The 20,973-nt window shown below is 40.9% G+C and carries 23 protein-coding genes, 1 pseudogene and 1 riboswitch; of the genes and pseudogenes, 2 read left to right on the top strand and 22 right to left on the bottom strand.

Annotated elements, in window-relative coordinates:
- Positions 1-124 precede the first annotated feature (124 nt).
- From ACFVAD_RS14655 to ACFVAD_RS14635, 5 genes are all read right to left on the bottom strand, one after another.
- Entirely contained in the window at positions 125-757 is a 633-nt protein-coding gene (locus ACFVAD_RS14655) for a response regulator transcription factor (RefSeq protein WP_386641405.1), read from the bottom strand.
- Positions 750-1,796 (bottom strand): sensor histidine kinase, encoded by a 1,047-nt coding sequence (locus ACFVAD_RS14650; protein ID WP_386641403.1) that lies wholly within the window; start codon positions 1,794-1,796, stop codon positions 750-752. Before ACFVAD_RS14650 ends, ACFVAD_RS14655 begins: the two co-directional genes overlap by 8 nt.
- Positions 1,793-2,518 carry a cell wall-active antibiotics response protein LiaF gene (liaF, locus tag ACFVAD_RS14645; protein ID WP_386641400.1) on the bottom strand — a complete coding sequence of 242 codons (726 nt, stop codon included), beginning with the start codon at positions 2,516-2,518 and terminating at the stop codon, positions 1,793-1,795. The genes ACFVAD_RS14650 and liaF overlap by 4 nt, the downstream gene beginning before the upstream one ends.
- 90 nt (positions 2,519-2,608) lie before the next feature.
- Positions 2,609-3,256 (bottom strand): PspA/IM30 family protein, encoded by a 648-nt coding sequence (locus ACFVAD_RS14640; RefSeq protein ID WP_386641397.1) that lies wholly within the window; start codon positions 3,254-3,256, stop codon positions 2,609-2,611.
- A gap of 18 nt (positions 3,257-3,274) precedes the next feature.
- Positions 3,275-3,628 (bottom strand): lmo0954 family membrane protein, encoded by a 354-nt coding sequence (locus tag ACFVAD_RS14635; protein ID WP_386641394.1) that lies wholly within the window; start codon positions 3,626-3,628, stop codon positions 3,275-3,277.
- A 261-nt stretch (positions 3,629-3,889) separates the two neighbouring features.
- Between ACFVAD_RS14635 and ACFVAD_RS14630 the strand changes: the two are divergent.
- Positions 3,890-4,859 (top strand): annotated as a pseudogene (locus ACFVAD_RS14630) (S8 family peptidase).
- Between the two features lie 36 nt (positions 4,860-4,895).
- Here ACFVAD_RS14630 and ACFVAD_RS14625 read toward each other — a convergent pair.
- The 16 genes from ACFVAD_RS14625 to ACFVAD_RS14550 form a co-directional block, all read right to left on the bottom strand.
- Positions 4,896-5,480, bottom strand: a complete 585-nt coding sequence (locus tag ACFVAD_RS14625) for a DUF6944 family repetitive protein (RefSeq protein ID WP_386641392.1) — start codon at positions 5,478-5,480, stop codon at positions 4,896-4,898.
- 31 nt (positions 5,481-5,511) lie between these two features.
- Positions 5,512-7,062 (bottom strand): multicopper oxidase family protein, encoded by a 1,551-nt coding sequence (locus ACFVAD_RS14620; protein ID WP_386641389.1) that lies wholly within the window; start codon positions 7,060-7,062, stop codon positions 5,512-5,514.
- A gap of 96 nt (positions 7,063-7,158) precedes the next feature.
- The gene (locus ACFVAD_RS14615) at positions 7,159-7,362 is read right to left on the bottom strand and encodes a Fur-regulated basic protein FbpA (protein ID WP_386641386.1); all 204 of its coding nucleotides are present in this window, start codon (positions 7,360-7,362) and stop codon (positions 7,159-7,161) included.
- A 244-nt stretch (positions 7,363-7,606) separates the two neighbouring features.
- A riboswitch (SAM riboswitch) is annotated at positions 7,607-7,715 on the bottom strand.
- An 87-nt stretch (positions 7,716-7,802) separates the two neighbouring features.
- Positions 7,803-9,245 (bottom strand): DEAD/DEAH box helicase, encoded by a 1,443-nt coding sequence (locus tag ACFVAD_RS14610; RefSeq protein ID WP_386641383.1) that lies wholly within the window; start codon positions 9,243-9,245, stop codon positions 7,803-7,805.
- 97 nt (positions 9,246-9,342) lie between these two features.
- Entirely contained in the window at positions 9,343-10,497 is a 1,155-nt protein-coding gene (locus ACFVAD_RS14605; RefSeq protein ID WP_386641380.1) for a metallophosphoesterase, read from the bottom strand.
- Positions 10,498-10,562: 65 nt separating this feature from the next.
- Positions 10,563-10,862, bottom strand: a complete 300-nt coding sequence (locus ACFVAD_RS14600; RefSeq protein WP_386641377.1) for a DUF3817 domain-containing protein — start codon at positions 10,860-10,862, stop codon at positions 10,563-10,565.
- 119 nt (positions 10,863-10,981) lie between these two features.
- Complete coding sequence (locus ACFVAD_RS14595; protein WP_386641374.1) at positions 10,982-11,191, bottom strand: hypothetical protein; 210 nt, start codon at positions 11,189-11,191, stop codon at positions 10,982-10,984.
- Between the two features lie 130 nt (positions 11,192-11,321).
- Positions 11,322-11,735: a hypothetical protein gene (locus tag ACFVAD_RS14590; RefSeq protein WP_386641372.1), complete on the bottom strand. Its 414-nt coding sequence runs from the start codon at positions 11,733-11,735 to the stop codon at positions 11,322-11,324.
- A complete protein-coding gene (locus tag ACFVAD_RS14585) occupies positions 11,732-12,037 on the bottom strand; it encodes an antibiotic biosynthesis monooxygenase family protein (RefSeq protein WP_386641370.1) in 306 nt (101 codons plus the stop codon). The genes ACFVAD_RS14590 and ACFVAD_RS14585 overlap by 4 nt, the downstream gene beginning before the upstream one ends.
- Before the next feature lie 91 nt (positions 12,038-12,128).
- A complete protein-coding gene (gene sda / locus ACFVAD_RS14580; RefSeq protein WP_386641368.1) occupies positions 12,129-12,266 on the bottom strand; it encodes a sporulation histidine kinase inhibitor Sda in 138 nt (45 codons plus the stop codon).
- Positions 12,267-12,646: 380 nt separating this feature from the next.
- Positions 12,647-13,381, bottom strand: a complete 735-nt coding sequence (locus ACFVAD_RS14575) for a LytR/AlgR family response regulator transcription factor (protein WP_386641366.1) — start codon at positions 13,379-13,381, stop codon at positions 12,647-12,649.
- A gap of 29 nt (positions 13,382-13,410) precedes the next feature.
- The gene (locus ACFVAD_RS14570) at positions 13,411-15,432 is read right to left on the bottom strand and encodes a GAF domain-containing sensor histidine kinase (protein WP_386641363.1); all 2,022 of its coding nucleotides are present in this window, start codon (positions 15,430-15,432) and stop codon (positions 13,411-13,413) included.
- 553 nt (positions 15,433-15,985) lie between these two features.
- A complete protein-coding gene (locus ACFVAD_RS14565) occupies positions 15,986-17,026 on the bottom strand; it encodes an alpha/beta fold hydrolase (protein ID WP_386641360.1) in 1,041 nt (346 codons plus the stop codon).
- Complete coding sequence (locus ACFVAD_RS14560; protein ID WP_386641357.1) at positions 17,016-17,489, bottom strand: hypothetical protein; 474 nt, start codon at positions 17,487-17,489, stop codon at positions 17,016-17,018. Before ACFVAD_RS14560 ends, ACFVAD_RS14565 begins: the two co-directional genes overlap by 11 nt.
- A gap of 12 nt (positions 17,490-17,501) precedes the next feature.
- Positions 17,502-18,278: an SDR family oxidoreductase gene (locus tag ACFVAD_RS14555; RefSeq protein WP_386641354.1), complete on the bottom strand. Its 777-nt coding sequence runs from the start codon at positions 18,276-18,278 to the stop codon at positions 17,502-17,504.
- Positions 18,279-18,813: 535 nt separating this feature from the next.
- Positions 18,814-19,011, bottom strand: coding sequence for a cold-shock protein (locus ACFVAD_RS14550; protein WP_204420134.1), 198 nt, complete (start codon positions 19,009-19,011; stop codon positions 18,814-18,816).
- A 436-nt stretch (positions 19,012-19,447) separates the two neighbouring features.
- On the opposite strand from ACFVAD_RS14550, the gene ACFVAD_RS14545 reads away from it, so the two are divergent.
- Entirely contained in the window at positions 19,448-20,611 is a 1,164-nt protein-coding gene (locus tag ACFVAD_RS14545; RefSeq protein WP_386641350.1) for a dicarboxylate/amino acid:cation symporter, read from the top strand.
- 71 nt (positions 20,612-20,682) lie between these two features.
- Here ACFVAD_RS14545 and ACFVAD_RS14540 read toward each other — a convergent pair whose 3' ends face one another.
- A complete protein-coding gene (locus ACFVAD_RS14540) occupies positions 20,683-20,868 on the bottom strand; it encodes an H-type small acid-soluble spore protein (RefSeq protein WP_386641347.1) in 186 nt (61 codons plus the stop codon).
- Positions 20,869-20,973 lie beyond the last annotated feature (105 nt).

Raw genomic sequence — 20,973 nt, 5'->3', positions numbered from 1 at the left:
AGCTTATCGGTAAATCTTTTAAAAAGCAATGAAAGCCGATTAATCAAAATTTGGCAAGCCTTAGATATGATTAACTTTGCAGGGTAGGTCAAGAAAAAGGACAGGAAACAGTACACTGCCCAATTTATTTGACGAGGTTATGCTTGAATGCGTAAATGACTGCCTGGGTCCGGTCCTGGACCTGCAGCTTCGCCAATATATTGCTTACATGCACTTTAGCTGTTTTCAATGCAATAAACAGCTCATCCGCAATTTCCTGATTCGTCTTCCCTTGTGTCATAAGGAGCAGAATCTCCATTTCACGATTTGTAAGTTCTTCATGCAAGTAGTGTTCATTTTTTTGACGCATCTTTTTCATCATTTTCCCTGCCACTTCAGGTTCCAGGATGGATTGACCTTTAAAAGTGGAGCGTACTGCATTTGCAATATCACTTGCCTTGGAAGTTTTCAGCATGTAACTCGTTGCTCCTGCTTCAAGTGCCGGATACACTTTTTCATCATCCAAGAAGCTTGTGACAATTATTATTTTTGCGTCCGGCCATTGATCGATAATCCTTTTGGTTGCTTCAATGCCATCCATTTCCTTCATAACAAGATCCATCAAGATAATATCCGGTTTATGCAGAAGCGCCAATTCCACTGCCAATTTTCCATCATCCGCTTCTGCAATCACTTCTATATCAGGCTGTGCGGATAAATAGGCAGTGACACCAATTCTCACCATTTCATGATCATCTACAAATAAGACTCTAATCATTTCCCTCACCCTTTAAATCCAACTTAGGAACCTTTACTTCCAATCTTGTACCCTGATTTTCTACACTCACTATTTTTAACGTGCCGCCTATCTCCACGGCCCGCTCGTACATGTTTTGCAATCCATACGCGCCAGCCCGTTCCTTTTCCACATCAAAGCCTTTCCCATCATCTACAACTCTCAGGATGATAAAATCATCTCGGCTGATCAAGAGCACATCAACGGATGACGCCTTGGCATGCCGAAGCGTATTGGAGAGGCTTTCTTGAAGTATTCGGAACAAATGGTCCTCCACTCCCTTGTCAATGGAAAAGGGTTCAATCTTCCATGCAATGCTCATCGGAACCTTTTGCATCAATTCTACCAATAGCTCCTCTGCACCTTCCTGGAGCGTTTTCCCTTTCAAAGCAACAGGCCTCAAGTGCAGAAGTAGCGCACGCATTTCCAATTGGGATTGATGAATCATTTCTTCGACCAGCCTGAGCTGCTTTGTTTCCCTGTCTTCGAGTGACTCTTTCGGCTCCGTTAAGGCCGACATGAGCATCGATGCAGCGAACAGCTGCTGGCTTACGGAATCATGCAATTCCCTGGCTAATCTGTTACGCTCCTGCGATACGATTTCCTGGATTCTGCTTTCAAGGTCCACCGCTTTTTCATTCGCAAGCTTTTGCGAAAGCTTTGTTTGTTCCTTCATCTGTCTTTGAATTTTTTTCAGTTCGCTTTCTATTTCCCCTATTTCATGAACCGGGTTCTTTTCCACCCATTCGATATTTCTCCCTTGCTCCATTTGAATTAGGTGAGCGTGAATCCCCACTATTTGCTTTCTCCAATACATTCCTGAAAATAGACCAATGATCAAGCCGATGAAGACGGATATACATAAAGCAAATAGAACAAATGGCAGGTCAAACACTTTTACTTTCCACAAAGAGGACCACTCCATTAAGGGAAAAGACAGGAAGTACACGATACCAAATGCAAGAAAACTGATGATGGCTGTGGTGACCCCCAACAGAAAGTGCCTTTGCAATATACTCATACTCTTTTCACCTCGAGGCTTCCCACCAAGCAAGAGGTGATTATTTTTATCTTTTGGGTGGAATCCTCATACCCCGAAGTTTGGTAATGTATCGTCTGATTCCATGTTTTTGATTCTTCTTCTTCTAAAATGATCGTCGAGCCGACCATCACTGAATGCTTGACACTGATATCCACTTCATATGGAACAAGGATTTGGATATTCCCTACAACGTTCCGGATGGAAATGATTGCTTCCCCTTTCGGAAGAACGGTATAGCTCAGATCGATGATGGTATCCCCAATACCGGTCTGTATATTGACATCATCCCATGTGTAGGAGTGTTCCGGTGTTTTTTGTCGGCCTAAGAATTTATTCTGGAACCACTTCTGTTCCCGCTTCACCACTTGTCCGACCTTGGCTGGCGCTATTTCAGGCCTGAAATAAGTCGGATTTTGTTTAGATTGCGTAAACAAAATAAAGAAGTAAATAATCGAAGCCAATAACAGAAACCGGAATGTGAAAGATCCGATTATCGTAAAGAAAATAGTTAGCGCACCGATTGCAAATAAGACTTTACCGAGAAACCAACTCCATTTTTTTCGACCGAAGTATAGACATATGCCAGAAATAAGAAGGGAAAAAATGAGCCCGGTATCAAAAAATGAGATTTCCAGGATAAAAATAAAAAATCCGATGATGAGAATATAGCTTAACAGGTCTGTTTTCTTCATATTTAACATTGTTTCCCCTCCTTTTAAGGCATATTACATGCTGCTGCTGCAATGGATAAAAAAGGCGTACCATGCCGCCTTTTTTTAGAATATCAGTTATCAGGATGAAAGAGAATGTGTTTTCTCATCATTTGGCAATTCTTTTTCAATCTGTGCGATTCGTGCATCGATTGTATGACGGTGGTAGGAAGAATTCACCTGATGCTCCAGACGCTCCAGGTAGCTCTCCATTTCAGTGAATCTAGAAGAGGATGGCACTCCGTTATTGGATTCCAGGACTTGATTCATACGATGATTGGCTCTGGCCACATTTTCTCTGCCCATCAATTCCATCCGCTTAATGTACATATCCTTTAGCTTGTGTTTCATACCTTCATATTTTTGCTCCAGGGAAGTTAGATCTTCCGTAACTTTTTCTAAGGAAATCTTCAGCTGCTTTGCGCGTACCTCATATTGCTGATACTCTCTTTCAGCAAATTCATAGAGCTCCGACTCGTCAGCTTTAGAAGCTATTTCAGCTTGATGCTTTCTTTTTCCCGCAAGTTGGTTAGCTTGATGATATTCTCTGACAAACTCATCTTTCAGGATGTTTTGACGCTCCACTAAAAGTCGTACCTTATCCACTTCTTTCTCACAATCCCTTAAGTACTGATTAAGCATGGATATTGGATTCTTTTGCTCTTTTTTATCAAGAACTTCATGGAAATCTGCTGCGATAGTATTCTTAATTCTCGTAAATAAACTCATTTTCAGACACTCCTTTAATTATTTGTTGTTTAGTGCATTCCATTCTTTTTCAAAGTTTGTAAATGGGTCATCGCTTTCTTTCGCTTCGATGATCGTGTCTTTCGGCTTGTTCCAGTTTTTATAAACAACATATAAAATGTACGCTGCTACAAGTCCTAGAACGGCCGGGACATTTGCGATCGAGAATCCAATGGCGATGAAACCGATGATTCCCCACAGTACCTTGTTGGCGGTGGAATCGGTTTTCATAAACTCCTTCACCGCATAATAGGAAACAACCAAGCTTAAGGCCAACCCGAGTAACGGTCCGATATTCGCCAGTAATATGAAGAACGCGATTACCCCTACTAATAACAATCCAAATTTTTTCATCTGTGTTTCCTCCTTTCATGTCTCTATCTTATCTGCTTTCAAGGATTGCTATAACGAGCCTGAGCTATATTTTGAGATAAGACTTGAGGCTTATCGGGGCTACGACCGTTGAAAAGATATGCGTTTTGAAAAGATATGCGTTTTGATAGGAAGTTAGCTTACATAGTCTTTTTGGCACTTGAACTTTTCAATGGAAATTGGTAGAATTTTCAGAAAGTAACTTGTCTCACTTTTTTTAAATAATGATTAGGAGGCGTTGTAATGGAAAAGCTGGTTCATTTAATTCCGTACAAAGTTGACAATCAATTGTTTGAGGCGCAGCAAATTCCCGAAGGAGTGGACATGATACAAGCTCCCTCTCTCTGGAATAGAGGCTTTAAAGGAAAAGGTACTGTCATAGCAGTCATTGATACCGGATGCGATACCTCCCATCCGGATTTGGAAGGGAGAATCATTGCAGGTCGGAATTTTACCGATGATGATAATGGCGACCCCGAAAAGATTACCGACTATAACGGACATGGCACACATGTTGCCGGTACCATCGCTGCCATTAATGCCGAATCCGGTGTGATCGGCGTTTCTCCAGAAGCCAAACTGCTGATTTTAAAAGCACTTGCTGGAGAAGAAGGCTCTGGCTCCTATGAATGGGTGACAAGCGCAATTGAATATGCAATTACACAGAAAGTGGATATCATCACCATGTCACTTGGTGGCCCGATAGACGTTCCTGAGCTTCATGATGCAATCAAGACCGCAGTGGAAAATCAAATCCTGGTTGTGTGTGCCGCAGGGAATGAGGGGGATGGAAAGCATTCTACCGAGGAATTCTCTTATCCGGCAGGCTATAACGAAGTAATTTCGGTTGGGGCAGTGAGTCTTCAACGTAAATCGTCCTATTTCACCAATTCCAATAATGAAGTGGACGTTGTAGCACCAGGAGAAAAGATAATCTCCACGATTCCCGGAGGCAGATACGCTGTTTTCAGTGGTACATCCATGTCCGCACCACACGTTGCTGGGGCACTCTCCCTGGTCAAACATTTGTCAGAAAGCGAGTTTGAGCGAAAGCTTACCGAGCCGGAATTGTATGCACAGCTTGTGAAGCGTACCATTCCATTAGGATACCCTAAGAGTCTCGAAGGGAAATGGGCTGATTTATCTAACTGCCCCTGAATTGCTGGCTGAGTATTTGAAGCAAATAAATATTGAAGAATCGATCGGTGTATAGACTAAGAAAAGGTCAAAACGGAAATCCCAAAGGAGATTAACACTCCTTTGGGATTTTGTTCTTTGATTCTTTTTCATCAACGGTTTGTTCTTTAGTGATTTCCAATGCAAGAATGACCGCCCCGATTGCTTGAATCCAGCTCCCCGTAGTAATCACCGCATCAGTGTTTTCACTTTCCCCTGTCCTTATTTCTTCTGCACCACCGATTGCCTGAAGGGAATTCCCTATAACCTGAAGTATGTTCCCGATGATGGCCATTGCATCAGCATCAGTCGCCTCCCATTCTTCTCCTAGTGCCGTCGCTGCACCGAGAGCCTGAAACAGATTCCCAGTGATAAATAATTTTCCCCTGATGATTTTTTCTTCAGGCAAGACCAGGCCTGAAATAACCGTGATATTCCCGACGGCTTGAATTCCATTGCCAATCCTTCCATATGAGAAACCTTCCTGCCCATCGGCTTCCAATGCATTTCCTGTAGCTTGAAGCACATTCCCAACAATGTCTAAGCCATCACTCTCCTCTTCCCCCCTTACAAGGAATCTTGTACTGCTTATAGCGGAAAGGACTGTTCCAATAGCCTGTATCCATGAACCAGCAAGTATTTTCTTTTCATCATTCATGATTTATCCGCCATTCTCTTCAAATTAAAGCTTACTTTATTACCATATAAGGTCTCATCATTTCATAATCCTCGTGTTCTAGCATATGGCAATGCCATACATATAGTCCTGTAAAAGGGCCAAATTTCATGATGATTTTGGTAACTTCCCCCGGATTAGCCCTGACTGTATCTTTCCTGCCGCATTCCTGCGGTTCTGGCGGAAAGGGGTCTCCCCTATACTCAATCACCCGCTCCCGATTAAACCGCTCCACATCATATTCCCTGCGGCCCAGGATTTGAAAGTCCACCAGATGGATATGAATGGGATGGGTATCCTCGGTGGTATTGACCAAATACCAGATTTCTGTGCTCCCTAGAACTGGTTTTTCAGATATGGGGGCATCCCAGTCCTTGTTGTCCAAAAGCATCATTTCACGACCAAATCGGTCCATGGTATGATCCAATGTCAAAAAACGTTTTTTTGTCGCATCATGTGTCCGTAGTCTTGAGAGGTTTTCCATGTAAGCTGGAATGACGGAGGTGTCTATATGTCGAAGTGGCAGTTCTACGAAGAATTTCATTACTTCTACAATTTCATTTCCCTTGTCCCCCTTAGGGAATGGAGCAGGTGCATCATTGGTCATGATGATACTTTCTCCTTCGAGATTAGTAAAATCAATGATTAAATCTGCTCTTTCTGCTGGTGCAAGTGTGATGGATCTGATGCCTATCGGTCGATCCATCAGACCTCTATCCGTTCCGATCTGATACATGAGCTGTCCTGAGTCCAGTTTTATTCGATAAAAGCGGCTGTTGGAAGCATTGACTACTCGGAAACGATATTTGCGAGGTTCTACTACCAAGTAAGGCCATACTTTCCCATTGACCAGAATCGTATTGCCAAAAAACTCCGGTACTACAGATGTTTTCAATCCTGATACCGGTTCATCCGGTTGTGTCGGATAGTAGAGAGAACCATCCGGTCGAAAGGATCTATCCTGGATGATAAGAGGGAAATCATAGGCGGATGAGGGAAGTTTCAGGGAACGCTCGAAATCACTTCGTACTATATACATCCCAGCGAGTCCTGCATATATATTGAGGCGGGTAATACCAAGTGCGTGATCATGGTACCAGAGCGTACAGGAATTCATGTAATTATCGTACCGGTAGATTTTTTGTGTAAATGTGGGGCCAACCTGTTCAAAATTTGCACTGAACCATGAGTCGGGGTACCCGTCACTATCAGGTTCCACAACTGCACCATGTACATGAACGACTGTTCGGACTTCCGGAACATCTTTATGGGCACCATGAACCGTAAAGTCCACTGGCAGCAAATGCCTTTTTGGCAGAGCATTCATCCATTTGATGAATACCTTCTCCCCACAGTCGACTTCTATGGTCGGTCCAGGGAATATTCCTTCATATCCCCACACCGTTGTCGAGGGGAGATCGCGGTGAAGGGATTGCTTTGTTTCCTTCATTGTTACCTCGTAATAGGTGTAAGTGTTGTCTTTTTTTACTGGTTCTAATTTTGGAGGAATAGGGAGTGCATCTACAAATTTTGTAAGTGAGGATACAATTGTGGTTTCAGACATTTTTGATTCCCCCTTATATAGGCTCTCCCCAAAGAATATTCGGCTGTCTTGCATATTAACCCTATTTTTACAGTTCCCGTCTCCTCATTAATCCTCCTACTTGCTTTTAACCCACTGGATCGATCCCATGTCATCATGGGGATGCATGTAATGGTCGTATTTTTTATATTCCTGCTCCAAGTCTGATAAGGACAGTTCATACAGGTGCTGATCCTCCTTTTTGAATACACGGAAATAGAGGAGCTTACTGATTAATTCCGACCGCCGATTTTCAACCGCATTTTTCAAAATTTCTCCCATTTTCATCACTCCTTAAAATTTTGGTTACGTTTAGCACCGCTGTTGATTTCCGCACTAGGCTGCGCTTTCCGCGGGGCTTGCGAGAGCCTCCTCGGCTTCGCCTGTGGGGTCTCCCCTAAACGCTACCTCCCGCAGGAGTCTTCGCCTATTGCTCCAATCAACAGCTAGTCAACTATAGAAAATACAAAAAACCTCTTCCAGTCTGAGACAAGAAGAGGTTGGTTTTTTTAAGAAATAAGACCTCAACTTATCTGCCAAGCATCACTGCTTGCTGGAATTAGCACAGTATTCTTTTTATAGAATCTGTTGCTGAAGCTTCATAGGGCCATTCCCTCCACTTCTCTGGATAAGTTACGCTATTAAGTTATGACTGGAAAGAGTAATTTGTTATGATAATCATAAACCCGACGATTCCGATTTGTCAACTGTGGATTGAAGAGTTATTGTCGTGCCTCATGGACCTTCAGCATTTTTCCTTTTATCGTGGTGTGCTTCATCGCTTTCAGTACAATCGGACCCTTTCCATTCAAAATATCAACATAGGAGACATTTTCCTGAATGGTGATGATGCCTATATCCCCTGCAGCCACTCCTGGTATTTTGGATAGGGTGCCGACGAAGTCGACCGCTCTTATTTTCTTTTTCTTTCCACCATTGAAATAGAGCTTCATAATATCCTTGTTCAATTTCGCACTCTTTGCTTCTTTAATAGTTGGACGTGTATTTATTTTTATTTCAAATTCAGATGTTGCCCGAAAAACCATTTCTTTAGTTGGAGCTTCTCTTTTCGCTATCTTAAATCCAATATACGATTCGATTTCTGCGAGGAATTTTTCTTCATATGGAGTAACGAATGTAATGGCTTTTCCCGAATTTCCTGCACGAGCCGTCCTGCCTGTTCGATGGACATAGCTCTCTTTCTCCATCGGCAGGTCGTAATTGATCACAAGAGAAACATTTGCGATATCAATCCCTCTTGCCGCAACGTCCGTCGCCACCAGATAGCGGAATTTTCCTAGTTTGAACTCATTCATAACAGCGAAACGATCCTCTTGCACCAGACCGCCATGCAGCTTGTCGCAAGGATAGCCCGCGCGTTCTAGTTGACGATATACATCATCCACCTGGATCTGAGTTCTACAAAAAACGATACAGCTATCCGGGTTCTCCAGTGTTGTAACAGCCTTCAACAGTGAAAACTTTTCATTCTCTTGAACTTCAATAACTGCATGCTCAATTTTATCTGTTGTGATTCCTGTACCTTTTATTTCAATATGAGTTGGCGTTTTCATATATTTATGAGAAAGCTGCTCGACATCCTCTGGTAATGTCGCGGAGAATAGCATCGTCACCCTATCGATGGGCAACTTTTGGATAATGGCTTCCACCTGATCAATAAAACCCATATTTAACATTTCATCTGCTTCATCTATAACAAGATACTTTAAACGCTCCACGTCAAACGTCCCTTTTTCCATATGATCGAGCACCCTGCCAGGTGTCCCCACGACCACATGAGACTTTTGCTTCAACTCCAGCTTCTGCCTATCAAATGGCTGCTTGCCATAGATCGCGGTGGCTTTAACCCGCTTGAACCTACCGATATTCGTTATATCCTCTTTGACCTGGGCCGCAAGCTCGCGGGTTGGAGTCAGAACGAGTGCCTGGGGTTTATTCTCCTCCCACTCTACTAGTTCACAAAGCGGTATGCCAAATGCTGCTGTTTTGCCGCTGCCTGTCTGTGATTTCACGACGAGATCCTTCTTTTCCATTGCATTCGGAAGAACTTTTGCTTGGACTTCCGTAGGAACTGTATATTTTAATTTTTCAAGAGCGCTAACTATCTCTTCACTTAATTGGAAGTCTCTAAAACTATTTTTCATGCTGTACCCTCATTTTTTCTTCTATTTACACCTGATTCATTATACTTCATTATCGTTTGTAAAAAAAATAGACCCATTTGAGTCTATTCACTTCAGGTTAATCTTCCTGTAAGAAGGAGACCTTTAATTCAACTACCTCGGATCTGCTGCCAATTCGTATCGGCGGTCCCCAAAAACCGAACCCCGAGGAAACGATAGCATGTAAGCTGTTTTTCTTCAGGTAGCCCCAATCCAGTTCGAACATCCTTTTGGTAATGAGGTGATTGGGCATCATTTGCCCTCTGTGGGTATGACCAGATAAAATTATATCAATACCACTTTCTTCTGCTTCCTTTAGCTGGGTCGGCTGATGATCCATGGCGATGATGGGAAGATTATGGTCCAGGTTCTCTACCAATTCCTTGATAGACCGTCTTCTTGAATCCGTCTTATCTTTCCTGCCCACTAAATAAAAGCTGTCCTCGACTTTAATTACTTCATCCATGAGAATGCGGATATCAAGCTTATTCATTTCCTCTAAAAAAGCCGGAATCTCTCTTCCGTAATACTCGTGGTTGCCCAGTACACCGTACATCCCCATTGGAGCATGCATGTTCTTCAGGATTTCCCCCATTTGCTTCCGTACAAATTGCTTTGGATCGTCATCGATTATATCCCCAGGAAGCAGGATTAAATCCGGATTCATACTTTTCACGATTTTTACAAGACGACTCACATGAGCCCTTCCGGATAGCTTTCCGAAATGCATATCAGATGCTACAGCGATTTTCAGTTCTTTATGGTTTATCACATTTTTGGGTATGGAGATCTCGTAGCTTCGAATTACCGGACTGTATGCGTTGAACGTCCCTAGTGCCATGAGCAGCATAAAGATGATCAAAGTAACATTTCCGGTCCAGATGATTGCAGCTTCTTCTGATAATGGACTCCACTTCAGCAGAAATACAGTTAAATTGGCTACAGGGAACAGAAGTAGACCGTATTGCACCACCGCAAACCAATAGGAGCCGAGGATGGAGAGGAAACTAAGGACCTTCATCAGCCTTCCGAGTATATAGGAATACGCGACTATTGCTACAATGAGGCTATATAGGATGGGGTGTTCCCAATTCAAGGCGGTGCTTGCCCAGATCCACACATTCCAGCCAAGATAGTAAACGAATATATTGTACAACGAAAAAAATGCAAGAATTGATAGAACAGGACGAAGCTTCAACACGACAACCCCTTTGATGATTATATCTGCATTCATTATAAGACATTGCAACGGAAACTTATAACAAACAGCATCAAAAAACTGACCCCTGAGATAAGGGGTCAGTTTACTAGAGTGGATTTTTTCAGATAAGAGTCCAAAATTATATTTCCAAACGGGATAAATGCTGCAATTACTGCACCCGCTATCCATTTAAAGGACCATCTGACTTTATACGTTACATAGGCAATGACGAAAAGATAGGTGATGAAAAGGAAACCATGGATTGCCCCGACTACACTTACCACCTCCGGAATATCCAGGCCATATTTTATTGGCATGGCAATAAACATCAGGAGTAGAAGCGAGCCCCCTTCAATAAATCCCATTACTCGAAATCGATCAATTGGCGTCTTTTTCATAGAATATAAACCACCTTAATATTTGCTAGTTGTTTTCTGTATTATAATGGATTTCCGGGCCGCATAGCGGATAGAAAGTTGACAATCCTGTGAAGTGGAAATCTGTGAAAGAGCACCTTTTATCTACTTTTCGATTTCCTGCAATAGATCAGGTAGCCCAACTGGATCAATAGTGTCAGAACAAGTGCAGATGGAAAGATGACAATGAAGGATGCTACTGCAGCCAGATCTCCCCAGGTCGGGTCTGATAGGTGGATATAAATAGAATAGAGAACAGACAGAAAGAAACTGATGAGTACGCCATAAAACATGATTTTATACTTTTTCATGCTAGCTCCCCCTTGTGCACCAAATATTTCAATGCTCAAAACACCACTTTTGGTAAGTACATTATTTAGTTAGGCTAAATAACCCTAAAGCAAAAAAACAGTGCCATTTTTAACACCGCACTGTTTCTTACTATTCTTTATTCGCAACTTCCTTTAGTGTCTGTATACCTGCTTCCAAATAGTCCATGAATTTCTTTTCCACCTCTGACTCCAATATTCCGGGCATGCATTCCTGGATTTTCTTGAAGTTATAGATGATCAATTCCGTCTTTAACCCTCTGCTGACCAAAACACTGTTCAGCCATGTAGCGTATTCAGTAAAGGTGTTGGTATCATTCAGTTTATAAGCGGTATTCAAATATAGGAAATGATAGAAGTTGTCTTCAATTGTTCTTTCTTTCCCCTTTTCACCAAACTTTTCTTTCAGAGAGGGGAAGTCCTTGTACATCGTTGCGACTACTTTCTCAACTATGGGCGTTACATCTATCTCTCCAATATCGGCTTTTATTTTTTGTACGGTAGGAGATAATATCAGTTTGGTCATGTTGCCACAACCTTATATCTGGTGATAGTCGGTATAATTGCTGCCAACTCCTGGTCCGGATACTTCTTTTCCAACTCATGAATACGTTTATAATCCTCGCCCTGCACCCAAGTAAGAAACGCTTCTTTGGAATCCCATTCCATAAATACCGTCAATTCTCCGGTTTTCTTTTCATTTTGCAACAAAAGAAAACGGTGGAATCCTTCCGCTTTCTCCACCAGTCCTGACCGGTTATGGTAAATGGCAATCACTTCATCTGCTTTTTCTGGTGGTACTTTAAATGTCGAGTGAACGATATACATGAAAATCCTCCTTCTTGATGATTGAATCATTAAAAATGAAAATAAATTTGGGTATGAAAAAATGATGCTTCTATTTCATGTATAACGGTTTTTATGTATAGGTTATAGGTAGTTCAATATTTCTTCTCTTTATTTCTTCTATAATCAACTTTAAGAAATCTTCATTAAGATTGTTTGTTTTTGCTGCTTCATATACTTCCATCAGTGATTCATTACTTAGTAAATCCATTAGATTCCCTCCCAAGCGTTAGGATTTTCTAAATAGCTGATCTAAGGTATCTTATTATGTTATATAGAGACTGCCAACCATTCGATAGATAGTAGTTTATAGTAACCGAATATTTTAAATAAGATAGCTTTTCATCTTTTTAAAAATCCTAATAATGCGGAATGGAATTAATTGGAAAATAGATTCATCCTTATCCACCTAACTTCTATACGTAAATCTTATCGGAAACGTTTCGCATTTGTCCAATAAATTACCAGCTTTTGAGTGTAAAAACTTAGCCTTTCAGCCCTGTTCCTAAGCATTTCAACCCTTTTGGACCTACATTATAGGTACAAGTCCCGGGTTTACCGCAAGAAAGCTCAGATTACGAGATATTCAACTTAATTGTTCGTAATCTGAGCCAGCATTTCCTGAACTTCACTGATTTTGAGCTTAGAAATATGTGCATATTTTTCATGGTTGATAAAATATGCAAAATAGGTTTCGTTTTTAGGTGTAATATGTGATAGCATACGCAAATTCACGATATATGAGCGATGGGTTCGGTAGAAATTACTGTCTAGCTGCTTATAGATATCGCTGATATTTTCATAGGTTTCGACTGTTTGATTGACGGTATAGATAATGCACTTTTTCCCTGATTTTTCAATAAAAATAATATCATTGAACGCAATATAATAAAAAGAACTATTTGAACGTACCGCAAGTCTTTTGTTACCCGGAGGATCCGCAGCTTCCCGATCGTTCAAAATGATTGCTTTTGCTCTCTCCAAAGCTTTGTACACTCTGGTTTTTTCTACCGGTTTTACGATATAATCCACTGCTGAGATTGCAAAAGCTTCGACAGCAAATTCGTTGTATCCTGTAGCAAATATGAACTTTAGATCTGGCGCAAATTCAAGGCATTCCTTTATTGCTTCTAGCCCATTTTTATTTGGCATGTTAATATCCGCAATAACTAGCTCCGGATTGTTTTTCATAACACTATCGATCAGTTGTTCTCCATTTTTACAAATATCGATTATTTTAAAGTCCTTTAACTGACTAATAAAATATTTAAGTATTTCAAGAGAATCCTGATTGTCATCAACAATAATGAGATTTATTGGCTTCAATCGAAGAAAACCCCTTTCTTTCCGTAAAATTAAATAGGGATCTTCACCCAAAATGTACTTCCTTCATGTTCTCTGCTGCAAACCCCAACTGTACCTTTCATCTCCAATACATTCTGTTTCACCAGGGTCAAACCGATACCAGTTCCCTCAATATTAAAGTCTGCATGGAATATCCGGTAAAAAGGTTCAAAAATCTTTTCTTGCAGCTCCTTTGGAATTCCTATTCCGGTATCTTTCACAAAAAGAGCCAGATAATGGCCAGTCACTCTCCAATAAAGGGAAACAGAACCTTCCACTTTATTATATTTAATAGCATTTGCCAGCAGATTAACAACGACCTGTTGAAACCGTATCGGATCAACCAATATCGTCACATCCTCCAGGTTTTCTTCCACAAGGATCATGATTTTTTTGTCCAATGCATTATTTTTCACTAGTTGCATGCAATCATGAATCGCATCTTTGACATTGACAGTCTTGTTATTGTCATCTGCCATATCAGGCTTGGAATCAATCCTTACCAATTCGAGAATGTTATTAATCAATTGAAGCAGATGTTTACTCGAATACAGAATTTTCCCTAACCGATATTCCTGCTTGGCGGTGAGAGGATCTTTTTTATCATCATACAGTATTTGTGCAAAGCCTATGATGGAATTCAAAGGTGTACGCAACTCATGACTGATCATCGCCATAAAGTTCGTTTTCGTTCTATTTGATTTTTCCGCTACATTTTTTTCATTTATAAGCGATTGCTCGATACTTTTTTGCAGAGTAATATCATGAAAGATAATCAAATGATGACCTTGATAAATATCTTTGGAAGCGGTAAAACTGATGATTCTCTCCGTGTTGTCCGGTCGATTAATCATATACTCATCAGAATGAGTTTTTCCTAATGACAATAGATTACTCCAGTGTTCTTCTAAAGGAGTCTGGTTTGAATCACTCACAAATTTTTCCACTTTGAGGGACCTGCACTCTTCTTCTGTTATTCCAAGAATTGAGCAAGCTGCAGGATTGGTGTCTTCAATATTCCCTTCATTATCCAGAATAATAATTCCTACCTGCGCCCCTTCGAAAATATCGCGCAGCTTCTGTTCATTCTGCATGAGATGAATATTGGCTTTCTGCAGTGAGTTAGTGTTATGTGTCATTTCCTCCACAATTCTGATTTTATTGAGTACCAGGGTTACCTGCTGACTGATTGTATGTATTAGATCCAGTTCTTCCTGGGTGAAACTTGCCCGTTTTTTTGAACCGAATGATAACGTACCTACTAGTTTCCCATAAGAAATCAACGGTTCGCATGCATATGCCTTTATTCCAAATGACTTCAGCAGATCCACTCTTCTATCATCCAATTTATCTACATGCTCCACTACTTCCGGCGTAAGCTTACTTGCCACAAATCCACAAACCGCCTCGCCTTTAGCGAGTACTCTCATCCGGTCTGCAGCAGTTTCGGAAATTCCATAATAATTCATGAGATGCAGTTTCTCATCCTTCTTATTCCAAAGATAGTTGAAATAGAAATCCAGATCCAATGAGCTCGATAGACGATGAAACAGGGAATCCAGTAATTCCTTCGGCTGCTCTGTCTTGTTCAGCTTCATCGCAGTCTCATTTATGATGGAATTGATCTCTTGGGTTTCCGAAATTCTTTCTTTTTTTATGTATTCTTCTGTAATATCAAGAATCATCAGCGTGTATTCTCCTGCCAGAGAGGGGAATATCATAAATCTTAGCCACTGTACGGGTAATTCAGAGAACATAAAATCAAATTGCTCAAATCTGCTTTCCTTGATTACGCTATCTATGTGGGTTTCAATAATAGAAGTCAATTCAAAATGAAATATGGAAAATATATGCTGACCCTGCAATGGACACGCATCAAGCTTCAATAGTTCCATCGCTTCTTCATTAATAAAACTAATTCTTTTATTTCCCTCAAATTGGATATATCCATTTGAATGGCAGCTAAAAGAATTTGTTTTCTTAAATTTACTATTGGTTTTTTCGGCTTGAACGACTTTAATATAATTATTCATTTTCATTCCTTTCTCAAATGCCCCATTCCTGACAAATGATTAAGAAAACTAGTAGATGTATCTAGTATTTTGGTGCATATCAAACATCAAATAAAAAGATGAAATATATAGCACATTAAAACTTGTACTATTAATATTATATCTTTTAAAAAAGATTTTTTACACCTTGTTACTGTTGGATATACCTCCAAAATTTACGTGCACTTTGATATTTTACCTTTAAAAGCTATTATATAACCACTCTCGACATTGCTTTTCGCCTACATTTTCTGCCCTTTTCATACCGCAAAACCTTTATTTCATCAGCTTTTCACCACTTTTGGTGGTCTCAACCCCAGACAACTAACTTTTGCGTAATATAATTTATCTACTAAAAAATATTACATTATTTACCGATAATATGTGCATAAAGAAGGAAGCCGAGATTACTAGTCTATGGGCTTCCCTTTTCACTATTTAATTTCCAAGAAGAACTGTTTGAATACCGTTGCACCTATTCCCATATATTCAAGATACGGATCTATTAATTTATTATATTCAAGCAATAGAAACATTACACTTCCCTCCCTAATGGAGATGATCGTTCTGGAAGCCATCTAGCTAAAAAATCAGGCAGTTTTCCGTCTTTCACAGTAGTACCAGTATGTCCACCCTGCAAGATTTCACAGCTTTTATCTGCACTTGAGACCGCGTTCAAAATCGGTAGACTTTGCTCTTTAGGAACTAAACGGTCACCCTCTGTTACAACAACTAGCAAATTGGCACGAATTTGGGCGAGATCCACGTTTTCTCCATCTATTTTCAAGATGCCTCTGCTAAGCTTATTTTCTTTTAATAGATCGGTATTTATCTGTTTGACAGTACTTGCAGTTAAGGGAATATGACCTTTTGTCCAGGTATTGAAGCGCATCCATTTGTCAACATATTCCGGGTCTAGTGCTTTACGAAGCAGAGAGAGGTAGGGGCTATAGTAGATGGGAGATGTCAGTAAGCGCATGCCTGCTTCCACTTTGGGACCAGGGATAATTCCCATTTCTTCGATATACTCGTCAAAGGAAACCCGCTCTTCTCTCAAAGCTTGTATCCATGAGTCAAAGAATGGGATCCTTTCAAAATCAATTGGGGTTACGATGAGAACCAGATTTTTTATCGGTTCTTTTGCCAAGGCGCAGTATATCGCCGCAAGTGTTCCACCGAGGCAATATCCGATTACGGTGATATGATCCGATTTAGCATGTTTTATTGCTCGTTGAACACAACTTTGAATATACCCTTTTACATAGTCATCAAGAGAGAGGTTTCGATCCTCTAATCCTGGGATTCCAAAATCTAATAGGTATACATCATATCCATTTTGTACAAAAGCTTCTATGGAACTTTTTCCATGCCCCAAGTCTAAAATAAATGGACGATTGACCAATGAATAGATAAGAAACAGCGGGACCTTGAATTTTTTCGCGGGTGCAGGATAATACCATAGGGTTGCTTTATTTTTTCTCCATAAAGCTTGTCTTGGGGTAACGCCATCACTGTATGGAAGTTTATTGTATTGCTGCATTTCCTTTTTCCAATTGGATAGATTTTCAGATGTCAAAGAGTAAACCTCCTCTCCTTTGTAGAACTTTTGAATCCTTTCCTGGTGCCTTGGAAAGCACAACGCTTCCTTCCATTGTTTGAAGGCGCGAAGAAGCATTTTCTTTCCTCTCATTTTGATTGGAAAGCCTTTGCACTTTTCGGTGCACTCGCTCCATCGAGGCGGAAAGCTCAGCCAGCTGCCCTTCGATGTCACTCATCTTTTCCTCAAGCTGAATCATCAATTTCGCTAAATTTGCCATATCATTTTTTGTAGGAAAATTAAATTGAAAGGAAAGAAGTTCAACATTTTCCTTTACACTCCTCATTCTTCTTGCAAGCAATTCGCTGCCCAATTCCCCATATTTCGCGATATCCTCCCGATTCAACTGAGTCTGAATCAGTTCGTTCAGCTGCTTTTCTAATGAAATCCCCTTATTTATAAGGGTTTCCATTGCAACGCTATTACGATTTACCACGTACATTCACATCCTTCTTTAAATTAAAGCTGTCATTCCGCCATCCATTACCAACACATGTCCTAAACAGTAATCTGAAGCTTTTGAAGCAAAAAAGACTGCCGCTCCCTTCAGATCGTCTTCATTTCCAAAGCGTTTGGCAGGTATCTGCTGCATCAAGTCAGGTGCGGACTTTTCCAGTACTTTTTTCGTAATCTTTGTCGGAAACATTCCTGGGGCAATAGCATTTACCTGAATATTGTGCTGAGCCAATTTCACAGCAAGGTCCTTTGTAAAAGTGATGACACCACCTTTACTCGTGTTATATGCAATTGCATCCATAAGCGATGGTGGTGTACCTCCTAATCCGGTAATGGAGGCAATATTGATGATTTTTCCGCTTCCTTGCTTCACCATCACTCTTGCAACGGCTTGGCTGAACAAGAATACTCCCTTCAGATTGACATTCATGACCTTATCCCATTTATCCTCTGGTAAATCCAGAGTCGGCGCCATCCAGGAGGTGCCACTATTATTGACTAAAATATCAATGGAGCCAAACTGCTGAAGTACAGTATTCACCACTAACATAATATCCTCCGACTTTGTCACATCACACGAAAGTGCCAAGGAGCGAATTCCTTTCTCCTCAAGCTCCTCACTTACCTCCTTGCAGGCCGCCAAGTCTCGAGAGCACACTACAACATTTGCACCTGCCTCTGCCAATCCACGGGCTATCTGTGCACCAAGCCCTTTTCCTCCCCCCGTAACAATTGCTGTTTTCCCATTTAAATCAAACAACTCTTCAATATTCATCAAACAACCTCCCAAGTTAGATTACGTCCCCATCCTTACTCTATTAAACCTAAAAGAGACTTCCATATATTATAGAAAGGAATTGATAGAGAGGTGTTTAAAATGAGCATAATGCCCTAGCATATTTTTGATAGAGATGATGGGGCCAATAGGATGGGGCCTGACCCTCCTACCGCCTCCACACAAAACAAAACCCATGTCCGCTACATCCTTCACCTACAAACAATCAACACCGCAAGGGTCTGGCCCTGGTCTTGTGCATCCCTCCCGCACAAAAACTAAACGCCCCCTTCACTCCCAAACGTCAACTGCTTCAAAACCGCAATGAACAAAAGTACGGTGCCTGACCCTCCTACCACATCAACCCAAACAAAACCCAACACCGCTACATCCCTCACCCACAATCAATCAACACCGCAAGGGTCTGGCCCTGGTCTTGTGCATCCCTCCCGTACAAAAACTAAAAACCCATCACCCCTAAAAAACCACAAAAAAAAAGCCCCCTAAAAAGGGAGCTTTTCCTCGTCAAAAACTATTACTTTTGAACGTTAGTTGCTTGTGGTCCACGAGCGCCTTGTTCGATTTCGAAAGATACAGTTTGACCTTCTTCTAAAGATTTGAAACCTTCGCCTTGGATAGCAGAGAAGTGTACGAATACATCGTCTTGTCCTTCTACTTCGATGAAACCGAAACCTTTTTCAGCGTTGAACCATTTTACTTTACCTTGTAACATAATGTTTCCTCCTACAGTGGATGAATCCACAATTGTATTACCATTCTTGCTCTGCATAATCTTTCAAGACGAAAAACGTTGAAGTAAATTCCTTCTATCAGCCTTACCGAACAAAAACAATTAACTTAATCATAGAGGTTAATCTTTTAAAAATCAAGTTTTATTTGGTTTTGCTAGTAACTTCCATCTTTATGTGACGGTGTTGCTGGAAAACGACAATGAAGATTATGCAGCAAAAAGCTGCAACGATGGTGAATTTCTGTAGTAGTGTACCCAAGATAATCCAAAATATAAACCTATTCAAAAAAATTTTTTCATCTGGAAAAAAATATTTGAAATACAGGGAATTTTATTCTTTCCTTTTTATGATTATATGTTGTAACATAGTACAATAGCTTTTCCGAAAAGAGACAACTGTATTTTTAGGGAGGACACCATGAAAAAATTCGGACTTTTACCCAGAATCATTTTAGCTATTCTCTTAGGAATTATCGTTGGGAACTTTGCACCAGAGTGGTTTATTAAAATCTTTGTAACCTTTAACGAGATTTTCGGAAACTTCCTTGGTTTTGCCATCCCGCTCATTATCATTGCATTCATCGCACCTGGTATCGGGGAACTGGGCAAGGGGGCCGGAAAACTGTTAGGGATCACTACAGGATTGGCCTACCTATCCACTGTTGCGGCAGGCCTATTGGCATTCTTTGCAGCAAGTTTCCTTTTTCCTGTGCTTTTGAAAAATGCAAATTTATCCAAGGCTTTTGAGAATCCCGAGGAATCTTTGCTTGCACCTTTCTTTAAGCTTGAAATCCCGGCACCATTGGAAGTGATGACCTCATTGGTAATCGCCTTCACGCTTGGTCTTGGAATGGCTGCCATAAAAGGTAATGCACTAAAAACAGTGATGGTGGAATTCAGACAGATTATCGAGCTTGTGATTTCGAAAATCATTATTCCACTCTTACCGTTTCATATATTGGGGATTTTTGCGAATATGACCTATGGCGGTCAGGTCCAAACAATCATTTCTGTATTCGCCAAGGTTTTCATTTTGATTATTCTGCTTCACATCGTCATGCTGCTTTTACAATACACGTTAAGTGGGACAATCTCTAAGAAAAATCCGTTAAAGATGCTTAAAACGATGATGCCTGCTTACTTCACTGCACTTGGCACTCAATCTTCCGCATCTACCATTCCTGTTACGCTGGAGCGTGCAAAGAAAATGGATGTAAAAGAGAAGACAGCGGATTTCACTGTCCCATTACTGGCCACTATTCATCTATCTGGAAGCACCATCACCATCGTTTCTTGTGCACTGGCTGTTATGTTTATCAATGGGATGGATTACTCTTTCGCAACCATCCTGCAGTTCATCCTCATGCTGGGTGTGACGATGATTGCAGCTCCTGGCGTTCCTGGTGGTGCTGTAATGGCCGCCTTGGGACTCCTGCAGACGATGCTTGGTTTTGACCAGACACTTGTTTCACTGATGATTGCCCTGTATCTGGCGCAGGATAGCTTTGGCACGGCATGCAACGTTACCGGAGATGGCGCAATTGCAAACGCGGTTGATCGATTGACCGGAAACTCAAATTAGATAAAGAAAGCGGAGGGCTCAAATTTGAGCCCTCCGCTTTCTTCATGTAAGGAAGTTAGTGAATTTATCCTTTATCGTTCCACTTCCTGCAAATCATGTATATCCACTGTTGTTCTTTCTTCTCCCGGTCCGCGAAGATGAACGGTGGCAGTTCTGCCGTCCTCGCTCAAGGAATCGATCCATACCTCTGTTCCTTGAAACGTTACATTTATGTCGGCTGATGATGAAAGGATCTGTTTCACACGTTTTGCTTCCATTTTTATCACTCCTGCATTTTTTCTTATGTTCTTCATCTTTATATTTTTGCTTTTTCCCTCTTATTTATGCCTCCAAAGTTTAAGGCATTGCCTCTTTTGTCAAGA

The sequence above is a fragment of the Sutcliffiella sp. NPDC057660 genome (assembly GCF_042800035.1).
Taxonomy (GTDB): domain Bacteria; phylum Bacillota; class Bacilli; order Bacillales; family Bacillaceae_I; genus Sutcliffiella_A.
The sequence above is the reverse complement of the archived record's forward strand: the minus strand, read 5'-3'. Positions and strand labels throughout refer to the sequence as shown.